The following is a 15,289-nucleotide window of genomic DNA, read 5'->3' as shown; positions in this document are numbered from 1 at the left end:
GAGTACGTACGCTTCGTGTTCACGGCTTCCCGGGCGAGCGGCTCCCCGCGTGGCGTGTCTCACACGGCGGGAAACAACACGTCGAACCGGGCACCGCCAAGGCCCGAGTCACTGATCGCGATCGAGGCGTCGTGTCGCCTGACGATGTTCGCGGCGATCGCGAGGCCGAGCCCGCTGCCGTGAGGCACGCGTTGCCGGGCCTCCGCGCCGCGGCCGAAGCGCTCAAAGACCTTTGCACGCTCGGAGTGGGGGATCCCGATCCCTGAGTCCTCGACGGTCAAGCGCACCCGTTCGTCTTCCCGATGCACCGACACCGACACGCGGCCGCCGTCGGGTGTGTAGCGCACCGCGTTGTCCAGCAGCACGACAATGAGCCGCTGCAGCAGCATCGGATCGCCAACCACGCGCGCTTCCTGAAGGCGCGAGACGTCGAGCCGCAGCTGTCGACGTGTCATCTCCGCCTCCCACGGGGCGATGGCATCGGCGACCACGTCGTCGAGGAAGAGGGTACGCGTCTCCATCTGCATCGCACCCGAATCGGACTGTGCGATGTGCAGCAGTTCATCGACGAGACGCGAGATCCCCTGCAGTTCCTCGCCGATGCGCACCAGGGTGTCGCGATCTTCGTTCGATGGCGGTGCGGCGAGCCGCAAGTCGGACTCCACCCGCATGCGGGCGAGCGGTGTCCGAAGTTCATGCGCGGCATCGGCGAGAAATCGACGCTGCTGTGCGACGGCGCCTTCCAGACGTTCGAGCAGGTCGTTGAACGCGCGGCCGAGGCGACCGAACTCGTCGCGCGGGTTCGCGATCGGCAGTCGCGATGAGGGATCGCTGCCGAGCTGCGAGGCCGCGGCGGCCATGGCGCCCACCGGCGCCAGGGCGCGCCCGGTCATGAACCAGGCCACCATGGTCGCCAGCAGCGCGGCCAAGGCCAGGGCGGCGAGCGTCAACCGATCGATTCGGCGACGTGCCGCTTCGAGGTCGGCGGTGGAGATGCGCACGCGCAGCGTCCATCCGGGCGCGAGCGCGCTTTCGAGCGGCGCGCTGCGTTCGATCACCGGGGGCGCCGGATCCCCAAAGCGAAGCGGGCGCCGCGCGCTCGCGAACACGGTCCCGCCGGGACGCAGGAAGTCGATCCGCATCCCGGCAAAGACGAGTTCCGACGCCACGTGCGAGATGGTGAAGCTCACGTTCCGGAATTCGGCCATCTCGGCGCGGACGAACGAGCGAACGAGTTCCATCGCCCGGGCCGTCGCGATCTCGTGCTCTCGCTCCAGCGCGTGGCGCGCGTAGGTGCGCATGCCGAGCAGCGCCACGACAAGAAGGGTCAGCGTGCTCACGGCGTACCACGTCGTCAGACGCCGACGCACGCCGGCGCGACTCACCGGCTGCGAGCCTCCGGAGGACCCAGTCGGTACCCGGCGCCCCGGATCGTCGCGAGCAGCGGGGGATCGTTGGGCCCGTCGATCTTGCGTCGCAGCCGGCCGATGTACACGTCGATCACGTTGCTCGTCGGGTCGTAGTTGTTGTCCCACGCGTGCGCGGCGATGCGCTCGCGCGTGATGACTTCCCCGCCGTGGCGCATCAGGTACTCCAGGACCGAGAACTCCTTGTTCGTGAGTTCCATGGGCCGGCTGCCGCGCATCGCCACGCGCGTCCCCGTATCGAGCACCAGATCCTCGACGGTGAGCCTGACCGGAAGCGCGTCGGCAGGACGCCGCAGCAGCGCGCGCAGCCTCGCGGCGAGTTCGGCGAGCGCGTAGGGCTTCACCAGGTAATCATCGGCGCCGAGGTCGAGGCCGGCGATGCGATCGTCGAGACTGTCGCGGGCCGTCGCCATCAGGATGCGGGTGCGCGACCCGTCGCGTCGCATGCGTCGGCACACTTCGTGGCCGTCGATGCCGGGGAGTCGGAGGTCGAGCACCACGGCGTCGTAGTTGTTCGCGGCGGAGAGCCGGAGGGCGCTCTCGCCGGTCTCCGCCGCATCGACGGCAAATCCGGCGCCCCTGAGGTACTGGGACGCGGTGCGCGAAATGGTCGGGTCGTCTTCGACGAAGAGGAGTCGCACGGTGAGGCGGCTGGGTGTCAGCGCGACCGAGGGCAGGTGGTCGGCGTCCTAATTAGCAACTTTCGCGGCAACCGGGAAGTCGGAAAGCGAATCAGGGGCCCCGAACGGCTCGATGAACCCGGGTTCACGTTTCGAAGACGCGAAGCGCGAGTTCCACCTTCCCGAGGGGCGCCGAAACCTGGACCCCCTGCATCGAGGGCCGAACCTGGGCGAACATCTCGCGGGCAATCGCGATGCCTTCTTCCACGGCATGCTCCTTCGAGCGCTCGTTGGCGCGCCGCATCCGGTCGATGATCTCCTTCGGCACGACAACGCCGGGTACCTCGTTGGCAAGGAACTCGGCGTTGCGCACCGAGACCAATGGCCAGATCCCGGCCACGATCGGAATCCGGTGCGACTCCACCTCACCCAGAAAGCGCTCGAGCTGCCGTACGTCGAACACGGGCTGCGTGATGGCGTACTCCGCCCCTGCATCGACCTTGTAGGCAAAACGCCGCTGTTCGAGGGCGGGGTCGACGGCGGCCGGATTCGCGCCCACGCCGATCACGTATCGCGTTGGCGGCCCGATCGGGTTGTCACCGGGGTCGAGGCCGTGGTTGAGGTTCCGCACCAGGTTCGTCAGCCCGATGGCGTCGATGTCGAACACGGCGGTCGCGTCGGGATAGGGCCCCATCTTGGGCGGGTCTCCCGTGATCAGCAGGATGTTGCGCAGGCCGATGGCCGCGCCGCCAAGCAGGTCGCTCAGCATGCCGAGCAGGTTGCGGTCCCGGCAGGCATAGTGACACACCGTCTCGATGCCGACCTGCTGCTCGATCAGCACGGAGCAGAGCATGGCCCCCATGCGGCTCTGCGCGCGCGGTCCGTCCGGCACGTTGACGGCGTCCACGCCGGCCACCTTGAGCTTCGCGACATCGGTGAGCATGCGGCTCGCGTCGACGCCGCGCGGTGGCACGATCTCCACCGACGTCACGAACGTCTGGCTGGCGAGTTTGGCGCCAAACCGCGACCGCTGCGCCAGCGGCACGGGCTCGGTCCCGGTGGGCCTCGGCGCCACCGATGCCGTGACACGCACCGACATCCCGCTCTGCGGGCCGCGCACCGCCGGACCGAGCCGCGGGACCAGCGGGCGGATGCCTTCGATCATCGCCTTCACGTGATCGGGGGTGGTGCCGCAGCACCCGCCGATCACCTTGGCACCGGCCTGCACCAGGTGTCGGGCGTACGTGGCCATGTATTCGGGGCTCGCCATGTACATGTGCCGGCCGCCGACTTCACGGGGCATGCCCGCGTTAGGCATCGCACTCAGCTTCTTCGTCGTCGCCGTCGCCATCTTTTCGATGGCTTCGAGGATGATCTGCGGCCCGACCGAGCAGTTGAGCCCGACCACGTCCGCGCCCAGTGCGTCCAGCCGCCTTGCCGCGTCCTCGGGCGTGGCGCCATACGGCGTGACCCCGTCCATGCCGATCGTGACCTGCGCGATCACCGGCGTGGTCGGGCTCACGCGGCGCGCCGCCACGATCGCCTGCGCGATCTCGTCGAGGTCCCCGAAGGTCTCCAGGATGAAGCAGTCCACGCCCCCGTCGAGCAGCGCCTCCATCTGCTCGGCAAAATGGGTCTGCGCCTCGGCGAGCGACGTCGAGCCGTAGGGCTCGACGCGAAGACCGAGCGGGCCTACCGCGCCCGCGACCAGGCGGTCAGGCCCGGCCGCCTCCCTGGCCACGCGCGCCGCGGCCCGGTTGATCGCGGCGATGTCGTCCTGCAGCCCAAAGGGCGTGAGCTTCACGCGATTGGCGCCAAAGGAGTTCGTCTCCACCGCCTCGGCGCCCGCGGCCACGTACGCCGCATGCACCTCGCGCACCAGGTCCGGCGCGCGGAGGTTGAGTTCGTCGTAGCACTGATTGATGAACACGCCGCGCGCGTACAGCATGGTCCCCATCGCGCCGTCAAAAACCACGACGGCATCGGGATCGCGCAGACGGCGGAGCAGGTCGTCCTTGGCCATCAGGGCCTCACCTCGCTGGAGCGGTGCACCGGAGAATGGGGGCGGTCACTCGACACGCGCCCCCTCGCCACGCACCGCGTAGTACTTCGACTGCGGATGATGCACGATGATGGCCGCCGTGGACTGCTCCGGGACCAGCTGGAACGCCTCGGTCAGCGTCATGCCTAACGACTCGGCGACCGGCAGCAGGCGAAAGACCAGCGCGTGGTCGTCGAGGTCGGGGCACGCGCCGTACCCCCACGAGTACCGCTTGCCGCGTGTCGGTTCGATCGACAGCTCCTTCCGGATCCGACGGTGCAGCCATTCGGCCGTCGCCTCGGCCGCTTCCACCGACAGGCCGTGCGCGTAGAACGCTTCGCTGTATTCGGCCTGGGCCTGCAGCCGCTCGAAGTGTTCGGTGGCCGCGGAGCCAACCGTGACCACCTGCAGCGCGACCACATCCGGCTCGTCCGCTTCCTGATCGCGGAAGTAGTCGGCGATGCACAGCCGCTCACGCCCTTCCTGGCGCGGGAACGTGAAGCGCCCGATCTCGCGGAGCGCACCGCCGTCGGCCTCGAAGGCCGCCGGATCGTAGATCACCAGGGCGTTCCCGTCGCTCCGGGCCGGGAAGAACCCGTAGACGGCACGCGGCTGCAGCCAGCGCTGCTCCAGCACTTCGGCGCGCAGCCGGGCCAGCGTCGGACGGAACTCCTCGCGCACCGTGCGCTCGTAGGCCTCACCCGAGCCGCGCGCGCCCCACTGCAGGCGGAACAGCTCATCGAGGTCGAGCAGGTCGAGCACTTCCTCCACCGGAATGTCGTGCAGCACGCGGGTCCCGTAGAACGGCGCGCGCGGAACGTCGTGCGTGCGCGAGACGTCGCTCCGCTGGCCGCCTTCGACCCCGGCACGCATGTCCTTGCCGACGTTGTGATGGAGAAAGACATCGGTGCGCGCGGCTTCGAGCGCCCTGGCCACGAAGCCCGGTCGCTGCTCGGCGTCCTGGAGGCGATCCATCGTCTCCAGCCCCTCGAAGGCATCCTTGCAGTAGAACACGCCCGAGTCGTACGCGCGCTCGCCCTCGACGAACAGCGCGCGCCGCCCGAAGCGCCGATTGATTGCCGCGCCGCCGATGAGCACCGGGATCCCGATGTTCCGGCGGTCGAGCTCCTGCACGCACAGCGGCATCTGCTTCGACGTGCTCACGAGGAGCGCCGAGAGGCCGATGGCGTCGGCGTTCACCTCGAGTGCCTTCTCGATGATCGTGTTCACCGGCACCTGCTTGCCCAGGTCGAACACCGTGTAGCCGTTGTTGGAGAGGATGGTGTTCACCAGCGACTTGCCGATGTCGTGCACGTCGCCGTACACGGTGGCCAGCACCACGCGACCCTTGGTGTACCCCTCGGCCTTCTCCAGGAACTGCTCCAGGTGCTTCACCGCCTTCTTCATCGCCTCGGCGCTCTGCAGCACGAACGGGAGAATGAGCTCGCCCGAACCGAACTTGTCGCCCACCTCCTTCATGGCCGGCAGCAGCACGTCGTTGAGCACGCGCACGGGGTGTTCGCGCACGCCGGCCGCGTCGAGGGCGGCCTCGATGCCCTCCTTCTTGCGGTGCACGATCATCCAGTGCACGCGCGCGTCGGGCGTCATGCCCTCGGTCGGGTCGGCGCGCTCACTCTCGGCGGAGGCCTGCGTGGCCCCCGAGGACTCGAACGCGGCAATGAAGCGCTGGAGCGCGTCGGGGCGCCGGTTGAACACGAGATCGTCTGCGAGCTCGCGGTTGGCCGTACTGATCTCGGCGTACGGCGTCACGTGCGCCGGGTTCACGATGGCCGCGTCCAGTCCCGCCTGGACGCAATGGTGCAGGAACACCGAGTTGAGCACCGCCCGCGTTTCCGGCGCGAGGCCAAAGCTGACGTTCGACACGCCGAGGATCGTGAGGACGCCCGGCAGTTCGCGCTTGATGAGCCGGATCCCCTCGATGGTCTCCCGGGCCGAGTCGATCCACTCGGCGTCGCCGGTGGCGAGCGTGAAGGTGAGCGCGTCGAAGATCAGGTCGTGCGGCTGCATGCCGTATTCGTTCACGACGATCTCGTGGATCGCGCGCGCCACCTCGAGCTTGCGCTCCCGGGTGCGGGCCATGCCCACCGGGTCGATGGTGAGGGCCACGAGGGCGGCTCCGTGTTCGATGGCGAGCGGCACGACCGAGTCGATGCGCGCGCGCCCATTCTCCATGTTGATGGAGTTGATGATCGCACGCCCAGGCACGTGTTCCAGCGCGGCCTTGATGACGGGCGCTTCGGTGGAGTCGATCATGAGCGGCTGCTCCACGCTCATGGAGAGCAGCTTCACCACTTCGGACATCTGCTCGGCTTCGTCCGCACGCTCGGTGAGGGCGACGCAGACGTCGAGCACGTGGGCGCCGGACTCTCCCTGTTCGCGCGCGACGTCGAGGATGCCTTCGTAGTCGTTCGCGAGCAGGAGGCGCTTGACCTTGCGCGAGCCCTGCGAGTTGACGCGCTCGCCGACGAGCAGGGGCGGCGGATCCTGGTGGAGGGTGATGGCCCGCATGGCGGACGACGCGCGGGCGATGGTATGCGGTTTTCCGGTTGCGGTGGGGACAGGATGCGCTTGTCCGTCGGGTTCCGCGGCGCGATCGTGTCTTTCGGGGGGGGCCCCCCGCTCGCGCGGCGACGCCGCGTTCGATGCGCCGGCCTCCCGCGACGGCCCAGACGGGAACGCCCGCACGCCCGCCGCATCCACCACCTCATTGATCGCGCGCAGGTGCTCGGGCTGCGTGCCGCAACACCCACCCACGATGCGCACGCCCAGGTCGCGCACGAACTCGCCAAGCATCGCCGCCATCGGCGCCGGTTCGAGCGGGTACACCGCGTCCCCCGTCCCCGTGTTGAGCGGCAGCCCCGCGTTCGGGATCACCGACAGCCACCGAGTCGCGTGCTGCGACAGGTACCGCACCGGCTCGCGCATGTGCTCCGGCCCCGTCGAGCAGTTGAGCCCGATCACGTCCACCGGAAGCGCCTCGAGGGTCGTCATCGCACTGGCGATGTCGGTGCCCAACAGCATTCGGCCGCTGATGTCCAGCGTCACCTGCGCCTGCACGGGCACGCGGAACCCCAGCTCGTGGAACAGCCGGCGAAAGCCCGCGATCGCCGCCTTCACCTCGAGGATGTCCTGCGACGTCTCCACGAGCAGCACGTCCACGCCGCCGGCAATCAGGGACCGTGCCTGCTGCTCGTAGTTCCAGGCCAGTTCCTCGAACGTGACCCTGGAGAGCACCGGGTCGCTGCTCGATGGCAGCATACCCGTCGGACCGATGGAGCCGGCAACAAAGCGGGGGCGCTCCGGCGTGGCAAAGCGATCGCACGCCGCGCGGGCCACGCGCGCCGCCGCCACGTTCACCGCCTCGGTCTTCTCGCCGATGCCCCACTCCTCGAGCCGCCTCGGCGTGCTCTGGAAGGTGCAGGTCTCGACCACGTCGCACCCGACCGCGAGAAACGACTCGTGGATCTGCTGGATCACGTCCGGTCGCGTCAGGACGAGGTGGTCGTTGCAACCTTCCAGCGCCGCCCCTCCAAAGTCCTCGGGCGTGAGGTGGAAGCGCTGAATGCTCGTTCCCATGGCGCCGTCGTAGACGAGCACGCCTCGAGCGAGCGCGTCGAGGTAGGCGGAGCGCAGGGGCAGGGAATCGAGACGAGGAAACGTCGACATGTCGGTCGGACTCATCGGGCTCATATGAAAAAAGCCCGGTGCTCAGGCGCCGGGCCGGCGCTTTAGCGTTTGTTTAGCGTGGCCGCAAGTTGCCGTTAAATCGCCACGTATCAGGTTGTCGAGCCCCCATCGGGAGGCTCGGCTCATAAGGTAGTACCGGGAACGCTCCGTGAGAACCGACGCGCGCCCGGCCCCGACCTCCGGCGCCGCCAGCGCGCCCCGGTCGCGACGATTCGACCGATCCGGCCAGTGATCACCGGCGCCCGATGATCATACCGAGTTGCTCGACCTCCGCGCGTGTCACGCCAGCCACATCAACGATCTTTGAGCGCGAGGTCTCACCGGCCACGATGCGCACGTCGCGCCGGCGAATCCCCAGCGTCTCCGCGAGGAACGCAATCACCGCGTCGTTGGCCGCGCCGTCGACCGGGGGCGCCTGCACTCGCAGGCGGAGCGCGCCGCCATGGGCCCCGGATAGCTCCGTGCGCGACGCCCGGGGCTGCACCAGTACCGTGAACCTCAGGCCCCACGCGACCTCTGTGATGACAAACGTCACTGCGCCGTCGATCGAGGGAAGGGGTGAAGGCGGCGCGAAGGTCGAACGTTCGAGCCTGGCCACCCCAAGGCTGTCGCCTCAGAGCGCGCCGAGCACCACACCTTCGAGGAGACCGAGGAGCAGGAACGCGACGATGGGCGTGATGTCGATCATGCCAAGCGGAGGAATGACGCGGCGTAGCGGCCCGATGATCGGCTCGGAGAGCGCGAATGACCACCGCACCCAGGGCGAATAGGGCGAGACGCGGATCCACGACGAAATGACGCGCACGATCAGCGCCAGCCGCAGAATCTGGAACGTCCATCGCAGCAGTTGCATGACGAGGCCGCGCGGCCCGTTGCCCGCGGCGGCAAAGCCCATCAGCACCTGATCCCGGGCAAACTCCAGCAGCGAAATCAGGACGATCCCGCCCAGTATCGCGAGCGCCAGCGCCCAGAAGGGCGCCGTTTGCGGGTTGCCACCGGCGCGCGTGATCGTGCGCTCCACCGGCTTGAACAGCGGGTCGACATAGTCTCGCGCGACCCGGGCCACCGGGCTGAACGCGTTGATGCGCCGGGTGCGAACCAGCCAGTCCACGAGCGCGAGCACGCCCAGGACGAGCGCGGCCCAGAACAGGGCCGGGCGCAGCAGCAGCAGGACGCGGTCGAGGAGGGAGACGATCGTCACCCCTCAAGTCTCGCCGCAGGCGGCGCCGCATTCAAGCGCAACTCAGCGCCGGCCAAGGAGCAGCCGCAGGGCGCCTCCAAGGCCCATCAGCCGCTGCAGGAGCGTCGGCGCGTGCGCCAACCGCGTGTACGCATCCACGTCCTGCGTCATCGTCTCCTCATAGGGGAACCACCAGGGTTGCCGCGCGCCCGGGAGGATGTCGTCCACGATGGCCCGCGTCCGCACGCACTCCTCCAGCCCGGCGAGTGCGTGGGACCGGCCATACCCGCTCTGGCGCACCCCTCCGTGCGGAACCTCCGCCAGTCCCGCCGCCAGGGCGACGTCATTGATCACCACGGTTCCCGCATTGAGCTGTCGCGCGATCTCGCGCGCCCGCTGGCGCGATCGGCTCCAGACACTCGCACTCAACCCGAAAGGCGACGCGTTCGCGAGCGCAATGGCCGTCTCGACGTCGGGTACCGGGACAACCGGCAGCAGTGGCCCGAAGGTTTCCTCGCGAAGGACGGCAGCATCAGGCGGCACCTCGAGCAGGAGCGTCGGTGGGAACAGGCCCGAGTCCGGCGCGTGGGTTGCGACGACGGCGCGCGCTCCGGACGACACCGCGGCATCGCGCAGACGCGCGAGCGGTGCGACACTCGCGGCGGTGATCAATCCACCCATCTCCCAGTGCGCGTCGTTAGGTCCGCGGAGCTGCAGCCGCCGCACTTGTGACTCCAGGGCGCGGACCAGTTGGTCATGCACCGCGCTCAGCACATAAACCCGCTTTGGCGCCACGCACGTCTGGCCCGCGTTCGCAAAGCGACCCCACGCGATGCCCCGGGCAGCGTGCGCCACGTCTGCGTCGTCGAGCACGATCGCCGGGTCGCTGCCGCCCAGTTCCAGCGCGCAGGGCACGAGGCGCTCGGCGCATCGGCTCGCCACCCGGCGACCCGGTCGCCACCGATCCGGTGAAGAACACCTTGTCGACGCCCCCATCGACCAACGCGCTGCCCACGGCGCCGTCGCCATGGACCACCTCGAGCACGCCCGCCGGCGCCCCCGCCTCACGGAACAGGTTCGCCAAGAGGTCGCCACACGCTGGTGTCAGTTCCGATGGCTTGAGCACCACCGCATTCCCTGTCGCGAGGGCACTCACTGCCTGGCCCGCGGGCAACATGAACGGGTAGTTCCAGGGCGAGATCACCCCCACCACGCCATGTGGCTCCCGGGCTACGGAGAACCGCTTTCGCCACAGCGCCAGTGACGCCGAGCTGAACCATGAAGTCCGCATGAACTCCGGTGCGACGCGCTCCACGAAGCGGAGCATGTCGAGCACCGTCACCACCTCGGCGACCAGCGCCTCGGCGACCGGTTTGCCGGTTTCACGACTGATCGCCTCCGCGACGTCCACGCGTCGCTCGAACAGGCGCCGTCGTGCCCGTGCGATGACGCGGATCCGGGCGTCGACACCCGACGCGAGCCAGTCGCGCTGCGCCGCGCGGGCACGCGCGGTGGCACGCGCCACCCGCTGAGGCGCGGGATCGTCAGGGCGATCGATGAGGTTCGTCGGCGCTGCGTCGTCCGCGTTATGCACCGTGGGCTGGTCCGGGGTTCGGGCGCCGGGGCGAATCTCAATATGCCCGGTGTCTTGCGAATCCACATCAATCGGCATTGCGTTGTCGGCACCCCTGACCTGCTGGTGCTCGACTGTCCCACGTTCCCGAACGCCCACCCGAATCGCAGGTGGCAGCGCCCGGCGCTTCTGCCGTGCGCGCACGCCAGCCGTTGCGCGTGGGCCTGCTGCTCGATGGACTGGAGCAGCCCCAGTGGGTGCACGACGCCGTCGCGCGCATGCTCCAGGAGGGCCATGCACAGGTCAGCCTCGTGGTGCGCAATGCCACGCCGCACGGCCACGCGGCGCGGCGTGGACGCGTCGCCTCCTGGATCGCCAATCGCCGGGTGCTCGCCCACGCGCTCTACCATCGCATCGACACCTGGAAGTTCTCTGTCGAGCGCGACCCATTCGTGATGACCAGCCTGGCGCCGCTCGTGGCCGGGGCGCCGGTGATCGACGTGACGCCGCGGCAGACGAAGCACTCCGACTACATCGAAGATGCTGACATCGAGCGCATCCTCGCGCATGACCTCGACGTGGTGGTGCGCTTCGGGTTCCGGATCCTGCGTGGTCGCGCGCTCACGATCGCGCGGCACGGGGTCTGGAGCTATCACCACGGCGACAGCCGTGTGAACCGCGGCGGCCCCCCGGGTTTCTGGGAGGTGATGGAGCGGCAGCACGTCACTGGAGCCGTGTTGCAGGTCCTGGGCGAATCGCTCGATGACGGCCGGGTGTTGTGCCGTGGATGGTCACGCACTGATCGCTACTCGGTACGCCGCAATCGGGCCGTGTACTACTGGCAGGCGGTTCCCTTTCTTGCGCGCGCGATTCGCGACCTGGCCCTGGACGGAGACCCCGGCCGCGCCGGGGCGCCACCGGAGCCGGAGGCGCCGGTCGCGTACAGCGAGCGGCTGTACACGGCGCCCGGCAACGTCGAGTTGGTCAAGCGTATCGGTTCCCTTGCTGCGAGCTGGACGGTGAGCCACCTGCGCACCGCGCTCAGCGAGGAGCAGTGGATCATCGGCTACCGACTCGGCGCGCCCGGGCAGGACGGCCCCGACCTCGCGCCGCACCGCTTCCGCATGATGATTCCCCCGGACGATCGGTTCTGGGCCGACCCGTTCCCCGTGGTCGTTGATGGGCGACACTACGTGTTCTTCGAGGACTTCGTGACCGCGAGAGGTCGCGCGCACATCGCCGTGTTCGAGGTCGACGCCAGGGGCAACGCGGGCCCCATGCGCGAAGCCCTCGCTACCGACTACCACCTCTCGTACCCGTACGTGTTCGAGTGGCAGGGGCAGCACTACATGGTGCCCGAGACCGCGGCAATGGGGCGCGTGGAGTTGTGGCGCGCCACCCGCTTCCCCGACCAGTGGAGCCGCGTCAGCGTGCTGCTCGACGATCGGCCGCTCGTCGATGCCACCATCACGCAGGTCGACGGTCGATGGTGGATGTTCGCCGCCGGCACCGAAAGCGGTGGCGACGCCTGGGACGAACTCTATCTGTACCATGCCGATTCGCCGCTCGGTCCCTGGCGACCGCACGCACGGAACCCCGTGATCAGCGACGTGCGCTCGGCGCGTCCCGCCGGTCGATTGTTCTGTCACGGAGGCGCGTGGTATCGCCCCGCACAGGATGGCTCGCGTCGCTACGGTGGCGCGATGACGATCCAGCGCATCGACCAGCTCGACGACGAGGGCTATCGCGAGACGGCAGTGTCGCGACTCGAACCACACTGGCGCCGCGACCTGGTCGCGACACACACCATCAATGCAGCGGGTTCGCTGACCGCATTGGACGCCCGCCGGACGCGCTGGTTCTGGCAACGGTGAACCGCGCGAGCGCGATGCCCACCGTCGCGCCGAGCACGAGCCCAAGAGACTCCCACGCGCCGCCTGGCGCAATCCCGGCAACAACCGGAATGCCGCCAATCAGCACCAGGGCCACCGTGCCAAGCCACACCGTCGCCGCCGAAAGCATTACGCCACTCGCCGCCCAGTAGGCCAGCGGGAGAAGCAGCAGAGCCATCGCGGCCGTCGCTCCCGGGCCATGCCACCGCACGTCGCGCACCTCGATCGGCGCGAGCGATTGCCAGATGCGCCCAATCGTGAGCGGTACGGAATCCGCAACGGTCGCGCCGCCATCCACGGTTGACGACAGGTCGATGTGCGCGCGACGCGTGCGAGCCGACACGTGGTAGACGACGCCCGGTGGGCCAACGAAGGCATTCCGGAGCACGATGACCGGTGTGCGAATCGCCAGACGCGACGCATTGCGACGTGCGCGAAACAGCAGGTCGTGGCCTCGCTGCGCCAGTTCGAACTCCTCGTCGATCGGGTTGCCCGCGCGCGCGATGAGGCCCGTGCCAACCGGCATCGAATCGGGCAGGATGACTGCCTTCACCTCGAACAGCCCCTGCGCGAAGCTCGAATCCTCTCGTGTCGGGTCGATTTCGGCACCGAGGGGAATCGGATGGTTGTCGAGCACCAGGGTGAGTAGTCGGCCCTGAAAGGGATGATAGTTGTGCCGCACCGGTGCCCACTGGCTCCAGTACTTGTACACGACGGGGGCGGGGCGCATGGCCCACGCGCTCGCGCTGCCCACCACAATCACCAGCACCGTCATTCCTCGGGCCAGCCGCCTCGCCACCCGCGGCGACGGCAGCAGCAGTAGCCGCCGATACGACATCAGCGCTGCGCCGAGCGCCGTCCCCAGTGTGTTGGAGAACAGGTCGCCGAGGGATGCATCGCGGCCCGCAATCGTCTGCCATTGCAGGGCCTCGATCCCCAGCGAAAACGCGGCACCGAGGATGACGGTGGTGGTCGGTCTTGTACCGGCCGCCACCAACGAGACGCCGAGCGGAACGAACAGGGCGATGTTGGACAGAAAGTCGATGCCGCCGAGCGAGCCACAGATGACGCACAGCCCTTCGGCGGGCTGAGGGGCGCCGGGCATGGGCCACAGCGTGGCGGCCGCGATGACGACCACAAACCCCACAGCTGCCAGGCGCGGGAGGATCGACGATCTGGGTCTGGGGCGGTTCGGCACGAGAAGAAGATAGTCGTCTGATCTCCGTCACCCTGACCTAGCGGCCCGGAGCTTGCAAACTTCAGCCACGTGGCCGAAGTTGCCTCTCCTTCCCAGCCGTGGACTGCGCCCGTGTTGTCCTCCCCCGAGTCCCGCCCCAGGTCCGGGGTCGCAGCAGACTGGGGTCCGTGGCCGCGCGCGGTGTTGTGGCTTGCCCTGGCCGTCGCGCCGTTCGCCGTGCTCGCGGCCGTCCACTGGCGTCTGTTGCCGTTCAAAGAAGCGGGTGACTACGCGCAGTACCTGTCACATGCCAAGGCGCTTGTCGACGGTCGGCCCTATGGCGACATCGGGTACCTCTACACGCCGTACAACTTCATGATCGGGCCCCGCGTGCAGCCGCCGGGATGGCCGTTGCTGCTGCTGCCCTCCGTGGCGCTGTTCGGGACGGGACTCCTCGTCCCCAAGATTCTCGTCACGCTGTTCATGGTCGGCTTCATCGTCGCGATCGCGCTTCGCATCGGCCGCGGTGACGATCGCTGGATCGCGGTGGCGACAGCGGCTGCCGTTGGCGTTGGTCTCGAAGCGTCGTTCGCCACCAACTCGCCGCTCTCCGACGTGCCGTTCATGGCGCTGTTGTTCGGGATCACGCTGCTCGCGGACACCGAGGTGCCGCTGACGTGGCGACGCACGTTGCTCATTGGGCTGCTGGGAACTTTCGTGATCTCCGTGCGGCTCATCGGCGTTGCGATCGTGCCCGCCGTGTTCCTGCTCGCCCTGGTACGGCCGCGCGATCGGAAGAAGCTGCTCACGCTGAGCCTCGCCTGGGTCGTCCTCGGTGCCATCGCCATCGTCATCGTGGGCCTCGACCGCGTGCCGTTTCTTGCACTCGCGCTGCGTGGCCCCGAGGTGCTCTTCAAGCGGTTCATCTCCATCTTCGTGCGCTATCGGTTCTCGCTCCTCGAGAGTCTGCTGTATCCCACGCCGTGGAACCTCATCAATGACGCCTGGCATGGCGTCGGACTCATCCTGCTGCCACTCGGTGCCTGGGATTTCGTGAGGCGCTACTGGAGGTCGCTGCTGTTCTGCCTCGTGGTGGCCTACCTCGGCGTCATGGGGACGGCGCCCGTGTATGACCAGCGGTATCTCTGGCCCATGTGGCCCGTGATCGTCTATTGCCTGTTCGCCGGCGCTCGGCGCCTGGTGAGCTGGTTGCCGCGCATCTCGGCGCCCATGCAGCGGCTCGTGCCGTGGGGCGCTGCCGCGATCATCGCCGGGTCGGTGGCCACCGCGACGCAGACGCCCGCGCGCGGTGAGTTGCTCACGCGACCCGACGTGCAGGCGCTCTTCGAGTGGGTGCGCGGAGAGGCAGCACGCAGTCCCGATCCCATGCGCGTTTTGTTCATTACCCCACGCGTGCTCACGCTGGAGACGGGCGTGCCAGCCATGGGCTTCTTCTGGGCCAAACCAGAGGACGTCGTGTCGGAGTTTGCGCGCGTGCGCCTGACGCACGTCATCACCGGCAGCATCGGCCTGCTGCACCCCTCGCTCGATGGCCTGGAAACGCTGATGCAGGAGCGAAAGTCGTCGTTCGAACCCGTGTTCGAGAACGGCGACTTCACGGTCTATCGACTGCGCGACCTGTATCCGCCGTTGCCCACACAGGGCTCCTGA

The 15,289-nt window shown here is 68.5% G+C and carries 11 protein-coding genes and 1 riboswitch; of the genes, 2 read left to right on the top strand and 9 right to left on the bottom strand.

Going from position 1 to position 15,289, the window contains the following annotated elements; translation table 11 throughout:
• Positions 1 to 59 precede the first annotated feature (59 nt).
• The 8 genes from IT361_01390 to IT361_01355 form a co-directional block, all read right to left on the bottom strand.
• Complete coding sequence (locus IT361_01390; GenBank protein MCC6316314.1) at positions 60 to 1,385, bottom strand: HAMP domain-containing histidine kinase; 1,326 nt, start codon at positions 1,383 to 1,385, stop codon at positions 60 to 62.
• The gene (locus IT361_01385) at positions 1,382 to 2,068 is read right to left on the bottom strand and encodes a response regulator transcription factor (GenBank protein ID MCC6316313.1); all 687 of its coding nucleotides are present in this window, start codon (positions 2,066 to 2,068) and stop codon (positions 1,382 to 1,384) included. Before IT361_01385 ends, IT361_01390 begins: the two co-directional genes overlap by 4 nt.
• A 124-nt stretch (positions 2,069 to 2,192) precedes the next feature.
• Positions 2,193 to 4,070 (bottom strand): bifunctional homocysteine S-methyltransferase/methylenetetrahydrofolate reductase, encoded by a 1,878-nt coding sequence (locus IT361_01380; protein ID MCC6316312.1) that lies wholly within the window; start codon positions 4,068 to 4,070, stop codon positions 2,193 to 2,195.
• 45 nt (positions 4,071 to 4,115) lie between these two features.
• Positions 4,116 to 7,775 carry a homocysteine S-methyltransferase family protein gene (locus IT361_01375; protein MCC6316311.1) on the bottom strand — a complete coding sequence of 1,220 codons (3,660 nt, stop codon included), beginning with the start codon at positions 7,773 to 7,775 and terminating at the stop codon, positions 4,116 to 4,118.
• Positions 7,776 to 7,817: 42 nt separating this feature from the next.
• A riboswitch (SAM riboswitch) is annotated at positions 7,818 to 7,892 on the bottom strand.
• Positions 7,893 to 8,028: 136 nt separating this feature from the next.
• Entirely contained in the window at positions 8,029 to 8,319 is a 291-nt protein-coding gene (locus IT361_01370; GenBank protein ID MCC6316310.1) for a DUF167 domain-containing protein, read from the bottom strand.
• Positions 8,320 to 8,409: 90 nt separating this feature from the next.
• Positions 8,410 to 8,997, bottom strand: coding sequence for a YggT family protein (locus IT361_01365; GenBank protein ID MCC6316309.1), 588 nt, complete (start codon positions 8,995 to 8,997; stop codon positions 8,410 to 8,412).
• 42 nt (positions 8,998 to 9,039) lie between these two features.
• Positions 9,040 to 9,738: an aldehyde dehydrogenase family protein gene (locus tag IT361_01360; GenBank protein ID MCC6316308.1), complete on the bottom strand. Its 699-nt coding sequence runs from the start codon at positions 9,736 to 9,738 to the stop codon at positions 9,040 to 9,042.
• On the bottom strand, positions 9,731 to 10,570 hold the full coding sequence (locus tag IT361_01355; GenBank protein ID MCC6316307.1) for an aldehyde dehydrogenase family protein: 840 nt from the start codon (positions 10,568 to 10,570) through the stop codon (positions 9,731 to 9,733). The genes IT361_01360 and IT361_01355 overlap by 8 nt, the downstream gene beginning before the upstream one ends.
• A gap of 173 nt (positions 10,571 to 10,743) precedes the next feature.
• Here IT361_01355 and IT361_01350 point away from each other — a divergent pair, with 173 nt between their 5' ends.
• A complete protein-coding gene (locus IT361_01350; GenBank protein ID MCC6316306.1) occupies positions 10,744 to 12,423 on the top strand; it encodes a hypothetical protein in 1,680 nt (559 codons plus the stop codon).
• On the opposite strand, the gene IT361_01345 is transcribed toward IT361_01350, so the two are convergent.
• Positions 12,359 to 13,639, bottom strand: a complete 1,281-nt coding sequence (locus IT361_01345) for a VanZ family protein (protein ID MCC6316305.1) — start codon at positions 13,637 to 13,639, stop codon at positions 12,359 to 12,361. The two genes, IT361_01350 and IT361_01345, sit on opposite strands and share 65 nt — an antisense overlap.
• A 111-nt stretch (positions 13,640 to 13,750) precedes the next feature.
• Here IT361_01345 and IT361_01340 point away from each other — a divergent pair, with 111 nt between their 5' ends.
• On the top strand, positions 13,751 to 15,289 hold the full coding sequence (locus IT361_01340; protein ID MCC6316304.1) for a hypothetical protein: 1,539 nt from the start codon (positions 13,751 to 13,753) through the stop codon (positions 15,287 to 15,289).

The sequence above is a fragment of the Gemmatimonadaceae bacterium genome (genome assembly GCA_020846935.1).
GTDB lineage: Bacteria > Gemmatimonadota > Gemmatimonadetes > Gemmatimonadales > Gemmatimonadaceae > RBC101.
The sequence above is the reverse complement of the archived record's forward strand: the minus strand, read 5'-3'. Positions and strand labels throughout refer to the sequence as shown.

Bases quoted from the DNA above. Each gene is read 5' to 3' on its own strand.
- IT361_01380 (MCC6316312.1), bottom strand. From the start codon at position 4,070: ATGGCCAAGGACGACCTGCTCCGCCGTCTGCGCGATCCCGATGCCGTC.
- IT361_01375 (MCC6316311.1), bottom strand. From the start codon at position 7,775: ATGTCGACGTTTCCTCGTCTCGATTCCCTGCCCCTGCGCTCCGCCTAC.